The following is a 23,262-nucleotide window of genomic DNA, read 5'->3' on the forward strand; positions in this document are numbered from 1 at the left end:
ACGCTAATATATGATAACAGGCTGATTTTATTCAGCCTGTTTGCTTATTCATACTCAGGAACAACCATGACAGTGTTACAACTCGAAGGCACCAGATTAGAACAGAAACGGATTTCTAAACCATTGGTACGCTATTTCCTTGCAACAATCGGTGTTATTTTTATTGTTGCTATGCACTACTTCCAACATAACCCCGGCGGTTCAGGGCTTGAGCTCTCGTTTAACGCTGCAGTTTGGATCCCTTTTAGTTTTGCTATCTCCTTCGGCTTACTGGAAATTTGTCGCCAACAAATCTGGCGTTATTCACGCCTAACACTATTATTGTTTGCTTGTTGTGTTCTGCTGACTCTCCCCATTTTTTATTCCAATGCTGATGCAGGAGCGGCGTTTAATCGCTTGTTTACCTTGTGGGCTGGATTTCTATTTTTTGTCAGCTTGCAGCAATTCGTTTTTACCCACCAGCAACGCCAACGTTTGTTATGGTTTATTTTAATTGGGGTACTCATTGAAGCCATATTTGCATGGTACCAATACCTTTGGATCCCAGCAAAGAACCCTATCGGCTATGACACTATCGCTAACCGCCCTTATGGTATTTTTCAACAACCAAATGTGATGGCGAGTTTTCTTGCAACAGGGCTCGTGATTGGTACGTATCTATTAGCACGTATCCCATTATATCGCGGTAAATGGTCATGGCAGCATGTCATATTACTCATGACCCCTGTACTCACCATTCCGGTGTTAGTGGTGTTGAACTCTCGTACAGGTTGGTTAGGTGCAGTTATTGGCGTAGTACTAATGCTGCCGTATTTGCGTCGCTTTGCCGCAAAACAAGCACAACGTTTGTGGTTGTTAATGGTTGCATTAGGGCTTTGTTTGGCATGGAATATTTCATCTACTGAAAATTGGTCTCCAAAATCAAACGCAACACAAGTTACAAGTGGTGCTAGAGGAGTAATATATCCACAAGCCTATGATATGTTAATCAATAAACCACTTACAGGTTATGGCTACGGTAAATTTGAAGCCGCTTACATCACGCAAACTGCGTTATGGCACAATGAAGATCCAGCACAACATGCAGGTGTTCCTAGCTTAGATCACCCACATAACGAGTTACTTTTCTGGGCAGACGAAGGCGGTATAGTCCCACTTATCGGCTTATTGCTTGCTGCATTTGCGGTAATGGTAAAAATAAGAAAAGCGCCTAATGGTACCCAGTTAGCCTTAATAGGATTGTTTTTCCCTATCGTTCTGCATACCCAACTTGAGTATCCTTTCTACCATTCATTAGTCCATTGGCTGATCTTTATCATACTGATATTTTGGGTGGATAACCTCACCACCAAATATCACCGCCAATCATTAAGCTACGTACTAGGGCTGAAAGTTTTTGCACTTATTGTACCAATATTTATCTCTAGCTTTATGATAACGACCCTGTATTCAGGTTGGCAGTTAACTAAATTTGAAACCACTCGCCCAGTAAATATTGAATACTTACTTAAGGTGAATAATCCATGGTCGTGGAAAAACCGTTTTGATTGGGACTTACAATTAACCCAGTTACAGCTCGGAATTAGCAGTAATAAGCCAGCACTAATTGAAGACTATATTCAATGGGCAACCGAGAAAGCGAAAACATGGCCGCGACCTGCACTGTATCAAAACCTGATCCTCGCTTACGATGCCCTCGGCAATAAAGAGCAAGCATCACAAATCAGAGATGAAGCGCTGTTCTTGTTTCCATCTTTAAATTTTGAGCAGCAAAACAGCGAAGCAAAGGCAACGTCTGCTGCTAAATAACCATAAAAAATGGCTACCCTATTGGTAGCCATTTTTATTTACTCATCAATAAATTATTTCAATGTAGTTTCTAGCGCTTTTAAACACAGAGCAACATTTTCACTTCTCGCACCATACCCCATCAAACCGATACGCCACGCTTTACCAGCCAGCGCACCTAAACCTGCTCCGATTTCCAAGTTGTAACGTTGCAGCAACTCATTACGTACCTCGGCATCATCAACACCTTCAGGGATATAAACCGCATTGAGTTGGGGTAAACGTGAGGTTTCTTCTACTACAAATTTAATACCAAGCTTTTCAAGCCCAGCTTTAAGCTCTTCATGGGTATTTCGATGGCGCTGCCATGCATTTTCTAACCCTTCGTTTTGCAATAATACCAAGGCTTCATGCAACGCATATAAACTGTTTACAGGTGCTGTGTGGTGATAGCTACGCTTACCTTCACCACTCCAATAACCGAGCACCAAACTTTGATCTAAAAACCAGCTTTGTACTTTGGTTTTACGTTGCTGGATCTTATCTATCGCCTTTTGAGAAAACGTTAATGGCGATAACCCCGGCGTACAAGACAAACACTTTTGGCTACCAGAATAAACCGCATCTAATTGCCACTCGTCCACCAGCAAAGGAACACCACCAAGTGATGTCACCGCATCAACAATCGTTAAGCAATCATGTTTATGGGCAATTTCCGCCAATGTTTTCGCATCACTCAATGCGCCGGTTGAGGTTTCGGCATGAACAAAAGCGACAATTTTAATTTCAGGATCGTTTTGTAACGCTTGTTCCACTAAATCAGGATCAACCGCCGTCCCCCATTCGTTATCCACAACGATAGCAACACCACCGCAACGCTCGACATTTTCCCGCATCCGCTCCCCGAAAACGCCATTACGGCAAACTAGCACTTTATCCCCAGCTTCAACGAGATTAACAAAGCAGGCTTCCATTCCAGCACTACCTGGCGCTGAAACAGCGATAGTAAAGGCATTTTGGGTTTGAAAGGCATATTGCAACAATTGTTTTAATTCATCCATCATGCCTATAAATAACGGATCAAGGTGCCCTACCGTAGGACGACTAAGCGCTTGTAATACTTGCGGATAAATATCTGATGGTCCCGGCCCCATGAGGGTTCGATGCGGCGGGATAAAGCTGGTAATTGTCATTCTTTTGCTCCGTAAAGTCATTGTCCCTGTCGATATTTTTATGTGGAACGCGTTGCTATCTCTTTTAGAGTATTAGAGCCCCTTCATTGGTGCAAGCGACCAATACCCATCTCATGACACATATTGATGAAATATCATATGTAAATAAATTGTCATATTCCATTTGACAACAGGGTGATGAATCTTATTCAATAAGATGATATTTTATTCAAGCACTTATTATTCAAACAGTACGACTTAAAACGGAAGAGGAGCGTTACCTAGGTATCATAATGACAGGACCCCATCCAATCGCCATTATGAGAGGGAGAGTAACGCCGAGGTATAACTGATTAGGGGATGAGTTATATCGGCTATGAAGGTTGAATCCTTCTAGCTGTCACCAAGGTCAATGATTGACATTGGTGGGGAGCTTCTGGGTGAGTGACTATTCACCTCTTATGCTCTCCTGACAGGATGTCGGGAATACTCCCGAAAAAATAGCCTACCTTGTGATGTGTTTACTATTTAGGGAGAAATTAATTATGGACAAGGCTACAACACATTCAGATTCACTAACTGTCGCAAAATTTGGCGGTACCAGTGTTGCTGATTACACCGCAATGAGCCGAAGTGCTGCAATTGTTACTGCTAACCCAGAAACTAAAATTGTGTTAATCAGCGCCTGCTCTGGTGTCACTAATATTCTAGTAGAACTTGCCAATGGCGTGAGCGATTCAACGATCCGTCAACAGCGTATTCAGACATTGACCCAAACCCACCAAGATGTTCTTGATCAACTTCAGCACCCAGAGAATATTCAAGACGCTATTTACGGCCTACTTGATAACATCGCAACCTTAGCTGAACATGCGGCATCAACAACCTCAGCACAATTGACCGATCAAATTGTTAGCCATGGCGAGTTGCTTTCAACCCATCTTTTTAGTCAAATATTAGTCGAGCTAAACGCCCCAGCTGTACGTGTAGATATTCGTTCCATCATGCGTACTGATGATCAATTTGGTAAAGCGATCCCACAGCCAGAAACCATTAAGCAATTAGCAACTGAGCAATTATTACCACTATTAGACAATAATATCGTGGTATCACAGGGCTTTATTGGATCAAACAGCCAAGGTGTTACGACAACACTTGGTCGTGGGGGGAGTGACTATAGTGCCGCTTTAATTGCAGAAGCCGTAAATGCTAGCACATTAGAGATTTGGACTGACGTACCGGGTTTATACACTACCGACCCACGTATTACATCAGCCGCGAAACCGATCAAAGAGATCAGTTTTAGTGAAGCTTCTGAAATGGCAAACTTTGGTGCTAAAATTTTACACCCATCAACTCTAGTGCCTGCTGTTCGTCAACAGATCCCAGTATTTGTAGGTTCATCAAAAGCACCAGAGCAAGGCGGTACTTGGATCAGACAATCCGTTGAAGAAGCGCCACTATTTAGAGCACTCGCATTACGTGCCAACCAAACCATGGTGACACTTACTAGCTTAAATATGTTCCATGCATATGGCTTTCTAGCAGAAGTCTTTCGTATCTTGGCTGAACATAAAATCTCAGTTGATCTCATCACAACCTCAGAGGTAAGCGTTTCACTTACCTTAGATCAAACCGATACTGGTGGCGGTGCGCCAACTCTTCCGCTTCAAGTCGTTGAAGAATTAAGCCAATTATGTGTGGTTGACGTCGAGCAAGGGCTATCACTGGTTGCACTTATCGGTAACCAAATGAGTGATACGAAAGGCTCAGCAAAAGATATCTTTGGCGCGCTAGAAGATCATAACCTTCGTATGATTTGCTACGGTGCTAGCCCACATAATTTATGTTTCTTAATTAATGAAGATGAAGCTAAAGACGTGGTTCGCACACTACACGCATCTTTGTTGGAATAAGCTCTTTCTAACGAACCCAAATAAAGTTCCGATAAACAAAAAGGCGCATTGAGCGCCTTTTTTAACTATTGATTAAGCATTAAAGATTTGGGCCTAACCATTTCTCAGCTTCGATCAAATCCCAACCTTTTCGATCAGCATAACTTTCTAACTGATCTTGCTGGATCTGAGCAACCGCAAAGTAACGAGAATCAGGATGTGAGAAATACCATCCCGATACTGCAGCACCAGGCCACATCGCATAACTTTCCGTTAGTACCATGCCAGTATTTTTCTCTGCATCAAGTAACTGCCAAATAGCACCTTTTTCGGTATGCTCAGGACATGCGGCATAACCAGGAGCTGGACGAATGCCTTGATACTTTTCTCGGATCAAATCGTCATTATTCAGATCTTCATCGGCTGCATAGCCCCAAATCTCTTTACGTACCATTTCATGCATACATTCAGCAAAGGCTTCCGCTAATCGATCCGCGACGGCCTGTACCATAATGGCATTGTAATCATCACCTTTTGCTTTGAATTGCTCGGCAATATCATATTCACCAATACCACCGGTTACCGCAAAAGCGCCAATCCAATCAGCCTTGCCGCTCTCTTTAGGCGCAATATAGTCAGATAAACAATAGTTAGGACCTTTCGGCTTTTTGGTTTGCTGACGTAAACCATGCAGTACCGTTAAGACTTCTGTTCGGCTATCGTCGGTGTAAACTTCAATGTCATCACCGACATTATTAGCAGGGAATAAACCACAAACACCGTTAGCTTTAATCATGCCTGTTTTCTCGATCTCATCTAAGATTTTATTAGCATCATTAAACAACTTGGTCGCCTCTTCACCGACAACTTCATGACGAAGAATCGTTGGGTATTTACCACTTAATGACCACGTCATGAAAAATGGCGTCCAATCGATATACTTACGAATTTCAGCTACAGGGAAATCAGTGAAGGTGTGAACACCGGCTTTTTTCGGTACTGGCGGCGTATAATTTTGCCAATCAATATTAACCGCATTAGCACGTGCTTCTTCTAACGAAATAGGTGCGGTACGTGGTTTCTTACGCGCATGTTGTTCACGTACCACATCGTACTCTTGGTTTAAACGCTCAACAAACGCTGGCTTTTGTTCATCAGACAATAACGCTGAACAAACACCTACCGCGCGTGATGCATTAGATACATACACTACTGGCTGATTGTAGTTTTGCTCAATCTTAACCGCCGTGTGGGCTTTAGAAGTTGTTGCACCACCAATAAGCAAAGGAATATCGAATCCTTGTCGCTCCATTTCTTTAGCAACATGGACCATTTCATCAAGCGATGGCGTGATCAAACCCGACAAGCCAATAATATCGACGTTTTCTTCTTTGGCGACTTTTAGAATTTTATCGCATGACACCATCACCCCAAGATCGATGATCTCGTAGTTATTACATTGCAGTACAACACCAACTATATTCTTACCAATGTCGTGAACATCGCCTTTTACGGTTGCTAGAAGAATTTTACCGTTGGTTTGTCCAGCTTGTTTTTCAGCATCAATATACGGTTCTAAATAGGCAACCGCTTGTTTCATTACTCGAGCCGATTTTACGACTTGCGGTAAGAACATCTTACCTTCACCAAATAGATCACCAACGACGTTCATCCCAGCCATTAATGGGCCTTCGATCACTTCGAGTGGTTTACTGGCTTTCTGACGAGATTCTTCAGTATCTTCAACAATAAATTCGGTTATACCTTTAACTAGCGCATGCTCTAACCGCTTTTCAACTGGCCATCCGCGCCATTCTGCAGCGCTGCGATCTTCTTCAACATTACCGCTATCTCTGTATTTAGCGGCAATGTCTAATAAGCGCTCTGTACTATCATCACGGCGATTAAGCACAACGTCTTCAACCGCATCGCGTAATTCATCCGGCAGATCATCATAAATTGCAAGCTGACCTGCGTTAACAATCCCCATATCCATACCGTTTTTAAAACAGTAATACAGGAAAACAGCGTGGATCGCTTCACGAACAGCGTTGTTACCACGGAAAGAGAAAGACACATTCGACACCCCACCAGATACCATGGCGTACGGCAGTGTTCGTTTGATATCCCCTACCGCTTCAATAAAATCAACGGCGTAATTGTTGTGCTCTTCAATACCGGTCGCAACAGCAAAAATATTAGGGTCAAAGATAATATCTTCTGGCGGAAAGCCGACTTCATCAACCAACACACGATAAGCATTAGTACAAATTTCAATTTTACGTTCGCGAGTATCAGCCTGACCAACTTCATCAAATGCCATCACGATAATCGCAGCACCATAACGACGAAGTAACTTCGCTTGAGTAATAAAGTTTTCTTTACCTTCCTTCAACGAGATAGAGTTAACTACCGGCTTACCTTGAACACATTTAAGCCCAGCTTCTAACACTTCCCATTTAGAAGAATCGACCATTATAGGCACTTTAGATATTTCAGGCTCGGTAGCACAAAGGTTTAAAAAACGTATCATTGCAGCCTTGGCATCAAGCATCCCCTCATCCATATTAATATCGATGATTTGAGCCCCAGCCTCTACTTGCTGGCGAGCAACCTCTAATGCTTCATCATAAAGCTCTTCTTTGATCAGGCGCTTAAATCGAGCAGAACCCGTCACATTGGTACGTTCGCCAACGTTAATAAATAAGGTATCAGCATCAATCGTTAACGGCTCTAATCCAGATAAACGACAAGCTATAGGAATATCAGGTAGTTGGCGAGGTTTCAGGTTTTTAGTCGCTTCATACATGTGGCGGATATGCTCAGGTGTAGTCCCACAGCAGCCCCCCACCATATTGAGAAAACCACTTTTCGCCCATTCATGGATATGTTCCGCCATTTCTTCAGCTTCAAGATCATATTCGCCAAAGGCATTAGGTAAACCCGCATTTGGGTGAGCTGAAACTGCACATTCAGAAATACGCGATAACTCTTCAACATACTGACGTAATTCATCAGGCCCAAGCGCACAGTTCAAACCAAAGGAAATAGGTTTAACATGACGTAATGAGTTATAAAACGCTTCCGTTGTTTGTCCAGAAAGAGTACGTCCCGAGGCATCTGTTATGGTGCCTGAAATCATGACTGGTAGTTCAAAGCCCAACTCTTCAAAAACCCCAGAAACAGCAAAAGCGCAAGCTTTAGCATTCAAGGTATCAAAGATAGTTTCAAGCAAGATAATATCGGCGCCACCTCGAATTAAGGCATGTGTCGATTCAGAATAGGCTTCAACTAGTTCATCAAAGGTAACATTACGATAGCCAGGATCGTTAACATCAGGAGAGATAGAGCAAGTACGGTTTGTCGGTCCTAAAACACCGGCAACAAAGCGTGGTTTTTCTGGTGTTTTAGCGGTCCATTCATCGGCAGCAAGACGAGCGAGACGCGCTGCTTCATAGTTAATTTCCGCGCTCAACGATTCCATGTCGTAATCCGCCATAGCAATCGTTGTAGCATTAAAAGTGTTGGTTTCTAGAATATCCGCCCCGGCTTCTAAATACGCGAGGTGAATATCTTTAATCAGCTGGGGTTGGGTTAATACTAAAAGATCATTATTCCCTTTTAGATCAGAATGCCAATCAGCAAATCGTTGATCTCGATAATCATCTTCTTCCAATTTATAACCTTGGATCATGGTGCCCATGCCACCATCAATGATCAGGATTTGCTCTTCCAACCGCTTATGCAGTAATTCCTTGCTGTTTAACACGTCACTACATCCTTATAATCCATTACAGCTTTGTAACATCCTACCACACTTCAATTAGGGATAAAGAAGGCTAAATATAATTTACACAACAAAAGCTTTTCAAAATAAAACAAATTATCAGTAGCCATTAATTACTGATGGTTTTACTATTTCGTCACAAATTTTCTAACAACCCACCAATCTAGAGGTTACGCATGTCGGTCTATAGCACGCTCTGCTTTCTGGCTGCAGCAGCAATGTTTATTGCTTTTGTAAACAGTAAAATAGGTAAAATGCAAACAACCATTGCCATCACTGCCGGATCATTAATCCTGTCACTATTGATCATCATTGCGGGACAAAACGGTTGGTTCCATCTTGAAGATGTTGCCGCGACTCAAATCAGCAAAATTAACTTTGAAGATTTTCTCTTAAAAGGCATTTTAGGGTTCTTATTATTTGCTGGCGGCTTAGGTATCAAGTTACCCCATCTTGAAGATCAAAAATGGGAAATTACCGTATTAGCACTGGGCGCCACTTTATTTTCCACCTTTTTTATTGGCTTTAGTCTATGGGGTATCTGTCAAGTAATCGGGATTCAACTTGATCTGATTTACTGTTTACTCTTTGGTGCATTAATTTCACCGACCGATCCTATTGCCGTATTAGCTATCGTTAAGAAAATGAATGCGCCTCGACGTATTTCGACTCAAATAGAAGGCGAGTCTTTATTTAATGATGGTTTTGGCCTAGTTATCTTCGTAACCATGTTTACCATTGCTTTTGGTGATACTGCACCAACCGTGATGGGCGTAACCCAGTTATTCTTACAAGAAGCTATTGGTGGCATTGCTTACGGTTTTGTTCTGGGTCTAATTTTCCATTACCTCATTAGCTCAACCAATGATCACTCTATGGAATTACTGCTTACTATCGGTATTCCAACCGCAGGTTATGCTTTAGCAGAAGTTCTTCATGTCTCTGGCCCACTTGCTATGGTGGTATCAGGAATCATGATTGGTAACTGGACCCGTTATATTGGCTTTTCAAAAGAAAGTGAAGAACACCTTGATCACTTCTGGGAGTTGGTTGATGAGTTCTTAAATGGTGTCTTATTCCTATTAATCGGTATGACCATGCTTGATTTTAGCTTCCACCAAGAAGACTGGATCCTAATGATTATTGCCGTACCTTTAGTTCTTCTAAGCCGTTACATCAGTGTAAAACTGCCATATGTGGGCTTTAACCGCTACCGTCAATACAACCCAATGTCAGTCAAGATCCTCACTTGGGGCGGCTTACGCGGTGGTTTAGCATTAGCAATGGCGATGGCTATTCCTGCTGGAGTCATGGTAATTCCAGAGAAGGGTATCGATGTGCGAGAAATCATCCTCGTAATGACATATTCAGTGGTTGTATTCTCTATCCTTATCCAAGGTTCAACCATTACCCCATTAATTGAAAAAGCCAAGCTTTGGGAATTAAAAAATAAATAAGTAATTATTCCACTAACAAAAAAGCCTGCACTTCAATGCAGGCTTTTTTATTATTCGTCTTTCGTAAAACTCGCTTCGGAGAAGTGCTCTAAATCGTAAGGCGTTTGCTGATATACACAATAGTTTAGCCAATTACTAAATAGTAAATGACCATGACTACGCCAACTCGCAATAGGTGCATTCGAAGGATCATTCTCAGGATAATAGTTCACAGGTACTGCTGGCTCCATCCCTTGTTCGCTATCTCGTACAAACTCATTATGCAATGTATCTACATCATATTCAGGATGCCCCGTTACGAATACATTACGTTTATCTTTTGTTGCTGCTAAATATACTCCAGCCTGCTCTGAAGTCGCTAATATATCAAGATCAGTATGCTTGGTTAAATAATCATGAGAGAAGTCAGCATAGCGAGAATGGGGGGCAAAGAAAGTATCATCAAACCCTCGTAGTACCGGGTGATGACAATCATGAATTCGATGTTGATAAACACCTGATAATTTCTCTTTACGTGTACGCTTCGGCAAGTCATAGAGAAGTTTTAGCCCAGCTTGAGCAGCCCAACAAACAAACATAGTTGATGTTACATGCTCCTTCGCCCAATTCATGATGATTTGAATTTCTTCCCAATAAAGCACATCTTCAAATTGAACTAAACCTAACGGCGCTCCCGTTACAATTAATCCATCAAAATTACGTTGCTTCACCATTTCAAACTGACGATAAAAAGTATCTAAGTGCTCTTGAGGAGTATTTTTTGTTGGGCGATTATCGATTCGTAATAGCTCTACATCTACTTGAATTGGACTATTTGATAATAAGCGTAAGAACTGTGTCTCTGTCTCAATTTTTTTTGGCATTAAGTTTAATAACAATACCTTCAACGGACGAATCCCCTGACTCGCAGCACGCTTCTCTGTCATCACAAAGATATTTTCACTGCGCAGAATATCAGTAGCAGGTAGGCGATCAGGTATTTTTATTGGCATCTTTGTTGACTCCTTTCGACACAAGATGTTTAGCCGTCTAAACTTCCATCAACGTTATAGAAAAAGGAAGGCAGACGCAAGTTTAGTCCAAAAATAATAACATAATAGATAAATATAGAGATAAAGAGATGTGGGAAATATGAGGGCTGATAAACGAGAAAACCCAGCCTAAGGCTGGGTTTTAAAATAAGATTTAGCGATGTCCTACTCTCACATGGGGAGACCCCACACTACCATCGGCGCTACAACGTTTCACTTCTGAGTTCGACATGGGATCAGGTGGGACCGCTGCGCTATGGTCGCTAAACAAATTAATGGTGCTAGTACCCAGATTTGAACTGGGGACCTCACCCTTACCAAGGGTGCGCTCTACCAACTGAGCCATACCAGCACACAAAGCTTGTATGAAAGCTGCTTCTGCAACATTCTGAAATTTAAAGCCTGGCGATGTCCTACTCTCACATGGGGAGACCCCACACTACCATCGGCGCTATTACGTTTCACTACTGAGTTCGGCATGGGATCAGGTGGGTCCATAACGCTATGGTCGCCAAGCAAATTCGGTTTTATTTATTGTCATCGACAATAAATAGCAATCTGGGAAAGTTAACTAGTGTTCTCTACACGTTCAAGTGTACTTGGAGTCCGCTTTTCTCTTTACGAGATAAAACCCCTTGGGTGTTGTATGGTTAAGCCTCACGGGCAATTAGTATCGGTTAGCTCAATGCCTCACAGCACTTACACACCCGACCTATCAACGTTGTAGTCTTCAACAACCCTTTAGAGACCTTAAAGGTCTAGGGATGACTCATCTTGAGGCTCGCTTCCCGCTTAGATGCTTTCAGCGGTTATCGATTCCGAACTTAGCTACCGGGCAATGCGTCTGGCGACACAACCCGAACACCAGCGGTTCGTCCACTCCGGTCCTCTCGTACTAGGAGCAGCCCCTCTCAATCATCCAACGCCCACGGCAGATAGGGACCGAACTGTCTCACGACGTTCTAAACCCAGCTCGCGTACCACTTTAAATGGCGAACAGCCATACCCTTGGGACCGACTTCAGCCCCAGGATGTGATGAGCCGACATCGAGGTGCCAAACACCGCCGTCGATATGAACTCTTGGGCGGTATCAGCCTGTTATCCCCGGAGTACCTTTTATCCGTTGAGCGATGGCCCTTCCATTCAGAACCACCGGATCACTATGACCTGCTTTCGCACCTGCTCGAATTGTCATTCTCGCAGTCAAGCGGGCTTATGCCATTGCACTAACCTCACGATGTCCGACCGTGATTAGCCCACCTTCGTGCTCCTCCGTTACTCTTTGGGAGGAGACCGCCCCAGTCAAACTACCCACCAGGCACTGTCCGTAACCCCGATAAGGGGCCAACGTTAGAACATCAAGCATACAAGGGTGGTATTTCAAGATTGACTCCACAACCACTGGCGCGGTTGCTTCAACGTCTCCCACCTATCCTACACATGTAGGGTCAATGTTCAGTGCCAAGCTATAGTAAAGGTTCACGGGGTCTTTCCGTCTAGCCGCGGGGACGCAGCATCTTCACTGCGATTTCAATTTCACTGAGTCTCGGGTGGAGACAGCGTGGCCATCATTACGCCATTCGTGCAGGTCGGAACTTACCCGACAAGGAATTTCGCTACCTTAGGACCGTTATAGTTACGGCCGCCGTTTACCGGGGCTTCGATCAAGAGCTTCGACCGAAGTCTAACCCCATCAATTAACCTTCCGGCACCGGGCAGGCGTCACACCGTATACGTCATCTTTCGATTTTGCACAGTGCTGTGTTTTTAATAAACAGTTGCAGCCACCTGGTATCTGCGACTCCCGGCAGCTTAGAGAGCAAGTCTCATCACCGCTAGGAGCGTACCTTCTCCCGAAGTTACGGTACCATTTTGCCTAGTTCCTTCACCCGAGTTCTCTCAAGCGCCTTGGTATTCTCTACCTGATCACCTGTGTCGGTTTGGGGTACGATTTCTTATAATCTGAAGCTTAGAAGCTTTTCCCGGAAGCATGGCATCAATGACTTCGTTACCGTAGTAACTCGACATCGTATCTCAGCCTTAAGATGGTCCGGATTTGCCTAAACCATCAGCCTACATACTTGGACCTGGACAACCGTCGCCAGGCTCACCTAGCCTTCTCCGTCCCTCCATCGCAATTATAAGAAGTACGGGAATATTAACCCGTTTCCCATCGACTACGCCTTTCGGCCTCGCCTTAGGGGTCGACTTACCCTGCCCCGATTAACGTTGGACAGGAACCCTTGATCTTCCGGCGAGGGAGTTTTTCACTCCCTTTATCGTTACTCATGTCAGCATTCGCACTTCTGATACCTCCAGCAAACCTTACGATTCACCTTCAACGGCTTACAGAACGCTCCCCTACCCAATGCAGTAAACTGCATTGCCGCAGCTTCGGTGTATAGCTTAGCCCCGTTAAATCTTCCGCGCAGGCCGACTCGACCAGTGAGCTATTACGCTTTCTTTAAATGATGGCTGCTTCTAAGCCAACATCCTGGCTGTCTGAGCCTTCCCACATCGTTTCCCACTTAGCTATAACTTTGGGACCTTAGCTGGCGGTCTGGGTTGTTTCCCTCTTCACGACGGACGTTAGCACCCGCCGTGTGTCTCCCGGATAGTACTTACTGGTATTCGGAGTTTGCAAAGGGTTGGTAAGTCGGGATGACCCCCTAGCCTTAACAGTGCTCTACCCCCAGTAGTATTCGTCCGAGGCGCTACCTAAATAGCTTTCGGGGAGAACCAGCTATCTCCGAGTTTGATTGGCCTTTCACCCCTAGCCACAAGTCATCCGCTAATTTTTCAACATTAGTCGGTTCGGTCCTCCAGTAAGTGTTACCTCACCTTCAACCTGCCCATGGCTAGATCACTCGGTTTCGGGTCTAATCCTAGCAACTCATTCGCCCAGTTAAGACTCGGTTTCCCTACGGCTCCCCTAAACGGTTAACCTTGCTACTAAAATTAAGTCGCTGACCCATTATACAAAAGGTACGCAGTCACCCAACAAGTGGGCTCCTACTGCTTGTACGTACACGGTTTCAGGTTCTATTTCACTCCCCTCACAGGGGTTCTTTTCGCCTTTCCCTCACGGTACTGGTTCACTATCGGTCAGTCAGGAGTATTTAGCCTTGGAGGATGGTCCCCCCATATTCAAACAGGATATCACGTGTCCCGTCCTACTCGTTTTCACTGATAATGCGTTGTCGGTTACGGGGCTATCACCCTGTATCGCAGAACTTTCCAGAACTTTCACCTAACGCAAAACTAGCTTAAGGGCTAATCCGGTTTCGCTCGCCGCTACTACCGGAATCTCGGTTGATTTCTCTTCCTCGGGGTACTTAGATGTTTCAGTTCCCCCGGTTCGCCTCATAGTGCTATGTATTCACACTATGATACGTGCTTATGCACGTGGGTTTCCCCATTCGGAAATCCCAGAGTCACCGGTTTTTACTACCTTCTCTGGGCTTATCGCAAGTTAATACGTCCTTCATCGCCTCTGACTGCCAAGGCATCCACCGTGTACGCTTAGTCACTTAACCATACAACCCCAAGAGGTTTCGTATGTTCAAACAACCAAGGTTTGTGTTCAACACTTCGATCAAGAAAGTATTAAACGTTGGTTTTTCGCCGGACTCGATACAAGACACTTGAATGTGTATTGTTTGAGAACTCGTTTTTATCTAAAGATAAAAACATTTTTTAAAATCAATCTATCGATTGAATTTACTAGTCAGCTTTCCAGATTGTTAAAGAGCATTGTGTTTCTATTTAAAGATCCACGTTCTAATCACACTCAATGAATGTCTTTAGAAAGTGGCGTCCCGTAGGGGAGTCGAACCCCTGTTACCGCCGTGAAAGGGCGGTGTCCTAGGCCTCTAGACGAACGGGACATTGGTGGAGCTATGCGGGATCGAACCGCAGACCTCCTGCGTGCAAGGCAGGCGCTCTCCCAGCTGAGCTATAACCCCATATTTTACTTCATAAAGAAGTTCTCTCAAAAGAGAAATTGGTGGGCGATACCGGGCTCGAACCAGTGACCCCCTCCTTGTAAGGGAGGTGCTCTCCCAACTGAGCTAATCGCCCACGATAGTTTTACTTCCTTCGTGAGAAAGAATGGTGGGTCGTGCAGGATTCGAACCTGCGACCAATTGATTAAAAGTCAACTGCTCTACCAACTGAGCTAACGACCCATTGGCGTCCCGTAGGGGAGTCGAACCCCTGTTACCGCCGTGAAAGGGCGGTGTCCTAGGCCTCTAGACGAACGGGACAATGTTCATACTTAATGTTGTTGGGCAACATTAAGTGGCTCTCTTACATTTTAACCAAGCAATCTGTGTGGACACTGCATTAAACAGCAAGTCTTTAGGTAAGGAGGTGATCCAGCCCCAGGTTCCCCTAGGGCTACCTTGTTACGACTTCACCCCAGTCATGAACCACACCGTGGTAAACGCCCTCCCGAAGGTTAAGCTATCTACTTCTGGTGCAGCCCACTCCCATGGTGTGACGGGCGGTGTGTACAAGGCCCGGGAACGTATTCACCGTGACATTCTGATTCACGATTACTAGCGATTCCGACTTCATGGAGTCGAGTTGCAGACTCCAATCCGGACTACGACGTACTTTCTGGGATTCGCTCACCATCGCTGGTTGGCAGCCCTCTGTATACGCCATTGTAGCACGTGTGTAGCCCTACTCGTAAGGGCCATGATGACTTGACGTCGTCCCCACCTTCCTCCGGTTTATCACCGGCAGTCTCCCTGGAGTTCCCACCATTATGTGCTGGCAAACAAGGATAAGGGTTGCGCTCGTTGCGGGACTTAACCCAACATTTCACAACACGAGCTGACGACAGCCATGCAGCACCTGTCTCAGAGTTCCCGAAGGCACCAAAGCATCTCTGCTAAGTTCTCTGGATGTCAAGAGTAGGTAAGGTTCTTCGCGTTGCATCGAATTAAACCACATGCTCCACCGCTTGTGCGGGCCCCCGTCAATTCATTTGAGTTTTAATCTTGCGACCGTACTCCCCAGGCGGTCTACTTAACGCGTTAGCTCCGAAAGCCACGGCTCAAGGCCACAACCTCCAAGTAGACATCGTTTACGGCGTGGACTACCAGGGTATCTAATCCTGTTTGCTCCCCACGCTTTCGCATCTGAGTGTCAGTATCTGTCCAGGGGGCCGCCTTCGCCACCGGTATTCCTTCAGATCTCTACGCATTTCACCGCTACACCTGAAATTCTACCCCCCTCTACAGTACTCTAGTCTGCCAGTTCAAAATGCTGTTCCGAGGTTGAGCCCCGGGCTTTCACATCTTGCTTAACAAACCACCTGCATGCGCTTTACGCCCAGTAATTCCGATTAACGCTCGCACCCTCCGTATTACCGCGGCTGCTGGCACGGAGTTAGCCGGTGCTTCTTCTGTTGCTAACGTCAAACGCTGAAGCTATTAACATCAACGCCTTCCTCACAACTGAAAGTACTTTACAACCCGAAGGCCTTCTTCATACACGCGGCATGGCTGCATCAGGGTTTCCCCCATTGTGCAATATTCCCCACTGCTGCCTCCCGTAGGAGTCTGGACCGTGTCTCAGTTCCAGTGTGGCTGATCATCCTCTCAGACCAGCTAGGGATCGTTGCCTTGGTGAGCCATTACCCCACCAACAAGCTAATCCCACCTGGGCTAATCCTGACGCGAGAGGCCCGAAGGTCCCCCTCTTTGCTCCGAAGAGATTATGCGGTATTAGCTATCGTTTCCAATAGTTATCCCCCACATCAGGGCATATTCCCAGGCATTACTCACCCGTCCGCCGCTCGTCAGCATTGATAGCAAGCTATCAATCTGTTACCGCTCGACTTGCATGTGTTAGGCCTGCCGCCAGCGTTCAATCTGAGCCATGATCAAACTCTTCAATTAAAGTTTTTGTGGTCTTTCGACCGGCTCAATGAATACTGTTAAAATACCGCTAACTAGAAGCTAGTTAGGATATTTGAATTGACTGTGCCAAATAACCGAAGTTATTTGTATTGGTCACTAGTATCATTGATAAATCTTTCGACTTAACTTTTCAACGAGTGCCCACACAGATTGCATGGTCAAATTGTTAAAGAACATAGACTTTCAACACTTTAGCGTTAACCGCTTCAGCAAGTCAGGTGGCGTATAATACGCTTTTCTGATATTCAGTCAAGACAAAACTCTCATCTTTTTAGCCAGTTGGTTAAAAAGTGAAAACCTTCTTTTGACGTCGCTCACATTGCAATCAGTTGGAGCGAAATAAAAGCCCGTTCAGGGAACGAGCTCTCAAAAGTTGAGCCTGGCGATGTCCTACTCTCACATGGGGAGACCCCACACTACCATCGGCGCTATTACGTTTCACTACTGAGTTCGGCATGGGATCAGGTGGGTCCATAACGCTATGGTCGCCAAGCAAATTCGGTTTTATTTATTGTCATCGACAATAAATAGCAATCTGGGAAAGTTAACTAGTGTTCTCTACACGTTCAAGTGTACTTGGAGTCCGCTTTTCTCTTTACGAGATAAAACCCCTTGGGTGTTGTATGGTTAAGCCTCACGGGCAATTAGTATCGGTTAGCTCAATGCCTCACAGCACTTACACACCCGACCTATCAACGTTGTAGTCTTCAACAACCCTTTAGAGACCTTAAAGGTCTAGGGATGACTCATCTTGAGGCTCGCTTCCCGCTTAGATGCTTTCAGCGGTTATCGATTCCGAACTTAGCTACCGGGCAATGCGTCTGGCGACACAACCCGAACACCAGCGGTTCGTCCACTCCGGTCCTCTCGTACTAGGAGCAGCCCCTCTCAATCATCCAACGCCCACGGCAGATAGGGACCGAACTGTCTCACGACGTTCTAAACCCAGCTCGCGTACCACTTTAAATGGCGAACAGCCATACCCTTGGGACCGACTTCAGCCCCAGGATGTGATGAGCCGACATCGAGGTGCCAAACACCGCCGTCGATATGAACTCTTGGGCGGTATCAGCCTGTTATCCCCGGAGTACCTTTTATCCGTTGAGCGATGGCCCTTCCATTCAGAACCACCGGATCACTATGACCTGCTTTCGCACCTGCTCGAATTGTCATTCTCGCAGTCAAGCGGGCTTATGCCATTGCACTAACCTCACGATGTCCGACCGTGATTAGCCCACCTTCGTGCTCCTCCGTTACTCTTTGGGAGGAGACCGCCCCAGTCAAACTACCCACCAGGCACTGTCCGTAACCCCGATAAGGGGCCAACGTTAGAACATCAAGCATACAAGGGTGGTATTTCAAGATTGACTCCACAACCACTGGCGCGGTTGCTTCAACGTCTCCCACCTATCCTACACATGTAGGGTCAATGTTCAGTGCCAAGCTATAGTAAAGGTTCACGGGGTCTTTCCGTCTAGCCGCGGGGACGCAGCATCTTCACTGCGATTTCAATTTCACTGAGTCTCGGGTGGAGACAGCGTGGCCATCATTACGCCATTCGTGCAGGTCGGAACTTACCCGACAAGGAATTTCGCTACCTTAGGACCGTTATAGTTACGGCCGCCGTTTACCGGGGCTTCGATCAAGAGCTTCGACCGAAGTCTAACCCCATCAATTAACCTTCCGGCACCGGGCAGGCGTCACACCGTATACGTCATCTTTCGATTTTGCACAGTGCTGTGTTTTTAATAAACAGTTGCAGCCACCTGGTATCTGCGACTCCCGGCAGCTTAGAGAGCAAGTCTCATCACCGCTAGGAGCGTACCTTCTCCCGAAGTTACGGTACCATTTTGCCTAGTTCCTTCACCCGAGTTCTCTCAAGCGCCTTGGTATTCTCTACCTGATCACCTGTGTCGGTTTGGGGTACGATTTCTTATAATCTGAAGCTTAGAAGCTTTTCCCGGAAGCATGGCATCAATGACTTCGTTACCGTAGTAACTCGACATCGTATCTCAGCCTTAAGATGGTCCGGATTTGCCTAAACCATCAGCCTACATACTTGGACCTGGACAACCGTCGCCAGGCTCACCTAGCCTTCTCCGTCCCTCCATCGCAATTATAAGAAGTACGGGAATATTAACCCGTTTCCCATCGACTACGCCTTTCGGCCTCGCCTTAGGGGTCGACTTACCCTGCCCCGATTAACGTTGGACAGGAACCCTTGATCTTCCGGCGAGGGAGTTTTTCACTCCCTTTATCGTTACTCATGTCAGCATTCGCACTTCTGATACCTCCAGCAAACCTTACGATTCACCTTCAACGGCTTACAGAACGCTCCCCTACCCAATGCAGTAAACTGCATTGCCGCAGCTTCGGTGTATAGCTTAGCCCCGTTAAATCTTCCGCGCAGGCCGACTCGACCAGTGAGCTATTACGCTTTCTTTAAATGATGGCTGCTTCTAAGCCAACATCCTGGCTGTCTGAGCCTTCCCACATCGTTTCCCACTTAGCTATAACTTTGGGACCTTAGCTGGCGGTCTGGGTTGTTTCCCTCTTCACGACGGACGTTAGCACCCGCCGTGTGTCTCCCGGATAGTACTTACTGGTATTCGGAGTTTGCAAAGGGTTGGTAAGTCGGGATGACCCCCTAGCCTTAACAGTGCTCTACCCCCAGTAGTATTCGTCCGAGGCGCTACCTAAATAGCTTTCGGGGAGAACCAGCTATCTCCGAGTTTGATTGGCCTTTCACCCCTAGCCACAAGTCATCCGCTAATTTTTCAACATTAGTCGGTTCGGTCCTCCAGTAAGTGTTACCTCACCTTCAACCTGCCCATGGCTAGATCACTCGGTTTCGGGTCTAATCCTAGCAACTCATTCGCCCAGTTAAGACTCGGTTTCCCTACGGCTCCCCTAAACGGTTAACCTTGCTACTAAAATTAAGTCGCTGACCCATTATACAAAAGGTACGCAGTCACCCAACAAGTGGGCTCCTACTGCTTGTACGTACACGGTTTCAGGTTCTATTTCACTCCCCTCACAGGGGTTCTTTTCGCCTTTCCCTCACGGTACTGGTTCACTATCGGTCAGTCAGGAGTATTTAGCCTTGGAGGATGGTCCCCCCATATTCAAACAGGATATCACGTGTCCCGTCCTACTCGTTTTCACTGATAATGCGTTGTCGGTTACGGGGCTATCACCCTGTATCGCAGAACTTTCCAGAACTTTCACCTAACGCAAAACTAGCTTAAGGGCTAATCCGGTTTCGCTCGCCGCTACTACCGGAATCTCGGTTGATTTCTCTTCCTCGGGGTACTTAGATGTTTCAGTTCCCCCGGTTCGCCTCATAGTGCTATGTATTCACACTATGATACGTGCTTATGCACGTGGGTTTCCCCATTCGGAAATCCCAGAGTCACCGGTTTTTACTACCTTCTCTGGGCTTATCGCAAGTTAATACGTCCTTCATCGCCTCTGACTGCCAAGGCATCCACCGTGTACGCTTAGTCACTTAACCATACAACCCCAAGAGGTTTCGTATGTTCAAACAACCAAGGTTTGTGTTCAACACTTCGATCAAGAAAGTATTAAACGTTGGTTTTTCGCCGGACTCGATACAAGACACTTGAATGTGTATTGTTTGAGAACTCGTTTTTATCTAAAGATAAAAACATTTTTTAAAATCAATCTATCGATTGAATTTACTAGTCAGCTTTCCAGATTGTTAAAGAGCATGCAATCATCTAACGATAACCACTTTCTAACGATTTTCAGCGACAAAAATGCGGACTTAACAAAGGTATTCTTCATTAAATCTGCGAAATCCGTGCAGAAAACTTTTAGAGAGTGGTGGGCGATACCGGGCTCGAACCAGTGACCCCCTCCTTGTAAGGGAGGTGCTCTCCCAACTGAGCTAATCGCCCACGATAGTTTTACTTCCTTCGTGAGAAAGAATGGTGGGTCGTGCAGGATTCGAACCTGCGACCAATTGATTAAAAGTCAACTGCTCTACCAACTGAGCTAACGACCCATTGGCGTCCCGTAGGGGAGTCGAACCCCTGTTACCGCCGTGAAAGGGCGGTGTCCTAGGCCTCTAGACGAACGGGACAATGTTCATACTTAATGTTGTTGGGCAACATTAAGTGGCTCTCTTACATTTTAACCAAGCAATCTGTGTGGACACTGCATTAAACAGCAAGTCTTTAGGTAAGGAGGTGATCCAGCCCCAGGTTCCCCTAGGGCTACCTTGTTACGACTTCACCCCAGTCATGAACCACACCGTGGTAAACGCCCTCCCGAAGGTTAAGCTATCTACTTCTGGTGCAGCCCACTCCCATGGTGTGACGGGCGGTGTGTACAAGGCCCGGGAACGTATTCACCGTGACATTCTGATTCACGATTACTAGCGATTCCGACTTCATGGAGTCGAGTTGCAGACTCCAATCCGGACTACGACGTACTTTCTGGGATTCGCTCACCATCGCTGGTTGGCAGCCCTCTGTATACGCCATTGTAGCACGTGTGTAGCCCTACTCGTAAGGGCCATGATGACTTGACGTCGTCCCCACCTTCCTCCGGTTTATCACCGGCAGTCTCCCTGGAGTTCCCACCATTATGTGCTGGCAAACAAGGATAAGGGTTGCGCTCGTTGCGGGACTTAACCCAACATTTCACAACACGAGCTGACGACAGCCATGCAGCACCTGTCTCAGAGTTCCCGAAGGCACTAAGCTATCTCTAGCGAATTCTCTGGATGTCAAGAGTAGGTAAGGTTCTTCGCGTTGCATCGAATTAAACCACATGCTCCACCGCTTGTGCGGGCCCCCGTCAATTCATTTGAGTTTTAATCTTGCGACCGTACTCCCCAGGCGGTCTACTTAACGCGTTAGCTCCGAAAGCCACGGCTCAAGGCCACAACCTCCAAGTAGACATCGTTTACGGCGTGGACTACCAGGGTATCTAATCCTGTTTGCTCCCCACGCTTTCGCATCTGAGTGTCAGTATCTGTCCAGGGGGCCGCCTTCGCCACCGGTATTCCTTCAGATCTCTACGCATTTCACCGCTACACCTGAAATTCTACCCCCCTCTACAGTACTCTAGTCTGCCAGTTCAAAATGCTGTTCCGAGGTTGAGCCCCGGGCTTTCACATCTTGCTTAACAGACCACCTGCATGCGCTTTACGCCCAGTAATTCCGATTAACGCTCGCACCCTCCGTATTACCGCGGCTGCTGGCACGGAGTTAGCCGGTGCTTCTTCTGTTGCTAACGTCAAACGCTGAAGCTATTAACATCAACGCCTTCCTCACAACTGAAAGTACTTTACAACCCGAAGGCCTTCTTCATACACGCGGCATGGCTGCATCAGGGTTTCCCCCATTGTGCAATATTCCCCACTGCTGCCTCCCGTAGGAGTCTGGACCGTGTCTCAGTTCCAGTGTGGCTGATCATCCTCTCAGACCAGCTAGGGATCGTTGCCTTGGTGAGCCATTACCCCACCAACAAGCTAATCCCACCTGGGCTAATCCTGACGCGAGAGGCCCGAAGGTCCCCCTCTTTGCTCCGAAGAGATTATGCGGTATTAGCTATCGTTTCCAATAGTTATCCCCCACATCAGGGCATATTCCCAGGCATTACTCACCCGTCCGCCGCTCGTCAGCATTGATAGCAAGCTATCAATCTGTTACCGCTCGACTTGCATGTGTTAGGCCTGCCGCCAGCGTTCAATCTGAGCCATGATCAAACTCTTCAATTAAAGTTTTGTTGGTCTTTCGACCGGCTCAATGAATACTGTTAAAATACCGCTAACTAGAAGCTAGTTAGGATATTTGAATTGACTGTGCCAAATAATCCTTCTCTATAAAGAGATGAGTTATTTGTATTGGTCACTAGTATCATTGATAAATCTTTCGACTTAACTTTTCAACGAGTGCCCACACAGATTGCATGGTCAAATTGTTAAAGAACAATACTGATTTCGTTGCTAGCCAGTGGCTTGCTCCGTGTCAGTGAGGTCGCATTATAAGAGCAAAAACAAAGATGGCAAGCATAAATTAAACAAAAACAACTGAGTGTTCACAATTCAAACAATACTCCCATTGATGATTGTTTTTACCTCTATTTGTGCCTTTTCTTCTACTACATAAACTCACTCAAGCTTAGTGATTAATTGCAAAACACAAGACGTTTAATCACGATGCGATGCAA

At 45.9% G+C, this 23,262-nt stretch carries 6 protein-coding genes, 9 tRNA genes, 7 rRNA genes and 1 riboswitch; of the genes, 3 read left to right on the top strand and 19 right to left on the bottom strand.

The features are described 5' to 3' along the window. The first annotated feature begins 66 nt into the window (after nucleotides 1-66). Nucleotides 67-1,809 carry a PglL family O-oligosaccharyltransferase gene (locus tag BTO08_RS11690; protein ID WP_105061063.1) on the top strand — a complete coding sequence of 581 codons (1,743 nt, stop codon included), beginning with the start codon at nucleotides 67-69 and terminating at the stop codon, nucleotides 1,807-1,809. Nucleotides 1,810-1,862: 53 nt separating this feature from the next. Here the strand turns inward: BTO08_RS11690 and BTO08_RS11695 are convergent, their stop codons facing one another. Next, on the bottom strand, nucleotides 1,863-2,981 hold the full coding sequence (locus BTO08_RS11695; RefSeq protein ID WP_105061064.1) for a pyridoxal-phosphate-dependent aminotransferase family protein: 1,119 nt from the start codon (nucleotides 2,979-2,981) through the stop codon (nucleotides 1,863-1,865). A 238-nt stretch (nucleotides 2,982-3,219) separates the two neighbouring features. Beyond that, nucleotides 3,220-3,404: riboswitch (Lysine riboswitch) on the top strand. 101 nt (nucleotides 3,405-3,505) lie between these two features. Here BTO08_RS11695 and lysC point away from each other — a divergent pair. Then, nucleotides 3,506-4,876, top strand: coding sequence for a lysine-sensitive aspartokinase 3 (gene lysC / locus BTO08_RS11700; protein WP_105061065.1), 1,371 nt, complete (start codon nucleotides 3,506-3,508; stop codon nucleotides 4,874-4,876). A gap of 79 nt (nucleotides 4,877-4,955) precedes the next feature. On the opposite strand, the gene metH is transcribed toward lysC, so the two are convergent. Next, a complete protein-coding gene (gene metH / locus BTO08_RS11705) occupies nucleotides 4,956-8,624 on the bottom strand; it encodes a methionine synthase (RefSeq protein WP_105061066.1) in 3,669 nt (1,222 codons plus the stop codon). Nucleotides 8,625-8,818: 194 nt separating this feature from the next. Between metH and BTO08_RS11710 the strand changes: the two genes are divergently transcribed. After that, on the top strand, nucleotides 8,819-10,099 hold the full coding sequence (locus BTO08_RS11710; RefSeq protein ID WP_105061067.1) for a cation:proton antiporter: 1,281 nt from the start codon (nucleotides 8,819-8,821) through the stop codon (nucleotides 10,097-10,099). Nucleotides 10,100-10,149: 50 nt separating this feature from the next. Here the strand turns inward: BTO08_RS11710 and metA are convergent, their stop codons facing one another. The 17 genes from metA to BTO08_RS11795 form a co-directional block, all read right to left on the bottom strand. After that, on the bottom strand, nucleotides 10,150-11,091 hold the full coding sequence (gene metA, locus BTO08_RS11715; RefSeq protein WP_045185647.1) for a homoserine O-acetyltransferase MetA: 942 nt from the start codon (nucleotides 11,089-11,091) through the stop codon (nucleotides 10,150-10,152). A gap of 191 nt (nucleotides 11,092-11,282) precedes the next feature. Continuing rightward, nucleotides 11,283-11,398 (bottom strand): 5S ribosomal RNA (rrf, locus tag BTO08_RS11720). Between the two features lie 8 nt (nucleotides 11,399-11,406). Next, a tRNA-Thr gene (locus tag BTO08_RS11725) sits at nucleotides 11,407-11,482 on the bottom strand. Nucleotides 11,483-11,530: 48 nt separating this feature from the next. After that, a 5S ribosomal RNA gene (gene rrf, locus BTO08_RS11730) occupies nucleotides 11,531-11,646 on the bottom strand. Between the two features lie 130 nt (nucleotides 11,647-11,776). Next, nucleotides 11,777-14,667, bottom strand: a 23S ribosomal RNA gene (locus tag BTO08_RS11735). 275 nt (nucleotides 14,668-14,942) lie between these two features. After that, nucleotides 14,943-15,018: transfer RNA gene (locus BTO08_RS11740), tRNA-Glu, on the bottom strand. 2 nt (nucleotides 15,019-15,020) lie between these two features. Next, a tRNA-Ala gene (locus tag BTO08_RS11745) sits at nucleotides 15,021-15,096 on the bottom strand. Nucleotides 15,097-15,135: 39 nt separating this feature from the next. Beyond that, a tRNA-Val gene (locus tag BTO08_RS11750) sits at nucleotides 15,136-15,211 on the bottom strand. Between the two features lie 31 nt (nucleotides 15,212-15,242). After that, nucleotides 15,243-15,318: transfer RNA gene (locus BTO08_RS11755), tRNA-Lys, on the bottom strand. Nucleotides 15,319-15,320: 2 nt separating this feature from the next. Further along, nucleotides 15,321-15,396: transfer RNA gene (locus BTO08_RS11760), tRNA-Glu, on the bottom strand. A gap of 99 nt (nucleotides 15,397-15,495) precedes the next feature. Beyond that, nucleotides 15,496-17,040, bottom strand: a 16S ribosomal RNA gene (locus BTO08_RS11765). A 398-nt stretch (nucleotides 17,041-17,438) separates the two neighbouring features. Then, a 5S ribosomal RNA gene (rrf, locus tag BTO08_RS11770) occupies nucleotides 17,439-17,554 on the bottom strand. Nucleotides 17,555-17,684: 130 nt separating this feature from the next. Beyond that, nucleotides 17,685-20,575, bottom strand: a 23S ribosomal RNA gene (locus BTO08_RS11775). A 330-nt stretch (nucleotides 20,576-20,905) separates the two neighbouring features. Next, nucleotides 20,906-20,981, bottom strand: a tRNA-Val gene (locus tag BTO08_RS11780). 31 nt (nucleotides 20,982-21,012) lie between these two features. After that, nucleotides 21,013-21,088: transfer RNA gene (locus tag BTO08_RS11785), tRNA-Lys, on the bottom strand. 2 nt (nucleotides 21,089-21,090) lie between these two features. Continuing rightward, nucleotides 21,091-21,166 (bottom strand) — tRNA-Glu (locus BTO08_RS11790). Nucleotides 21,167-21,265: 99 nt separating this feature from the next. After that, nucleotides 21,266-22,810: ribosomal RNA gene (locus tag BTO08_RS11795) — 16S ribosomal RNA — on the bottom strand. Together the 16S, 23S and 5S rRNA genes with 9 tRNA genes alongside form the textbook arrangement of a ribosomal RNA operon. Nucleotides 22,811-23,262 lie beyond the last annotated feature (452 nt).

This window comes from Photobacterium angustum (assembly GCF_002954615.1).
Lineage (GTDB): Bacteria > Pseudomonadota > Gammaproteobacteria > Enterobacterales > Vibrionaceae > Photobacterium > Photobacterium angustum_A.

Excerpts from the sequence above, each read along its gene's own strand:
- BTO08_RS11690 (WP_105061063.1), top strand. The coding sequence starts at position 67 with ATGACAGTGTTACAACTCGAAGGCACCAGATTAGAACAGAAACGGATT.
- BTO08_RS11695 (WP_105061064.1), bottom strand. The coding sequence starts at position 2,981 with ATGACAATTACCAGCTTTATCCCGCCGCATCGAACCCTCATGGGGCCG.
- lysC (WP_105061065.1), top strand. The coding sequence starts at position 3,506 with ATGGACAAGGCTACAACACATTCAGATTCACTAACTGTCGCAAAATTT.
- BTO08_RS11710 (WP_105061067.1), top strand. The coding sequence starts at position 8,819 with ATGTCGGTCTATAGCACGCTCTGCTTTCTGGCTGCAGCAGCAATGTTT.
- metA (WP_045185647.1), bottom strand. The coding sequence starts at position 11,091 with ATGCCAATAAAAATACCTGATCGCCTACCTGCTACTGATATTCTGCGC.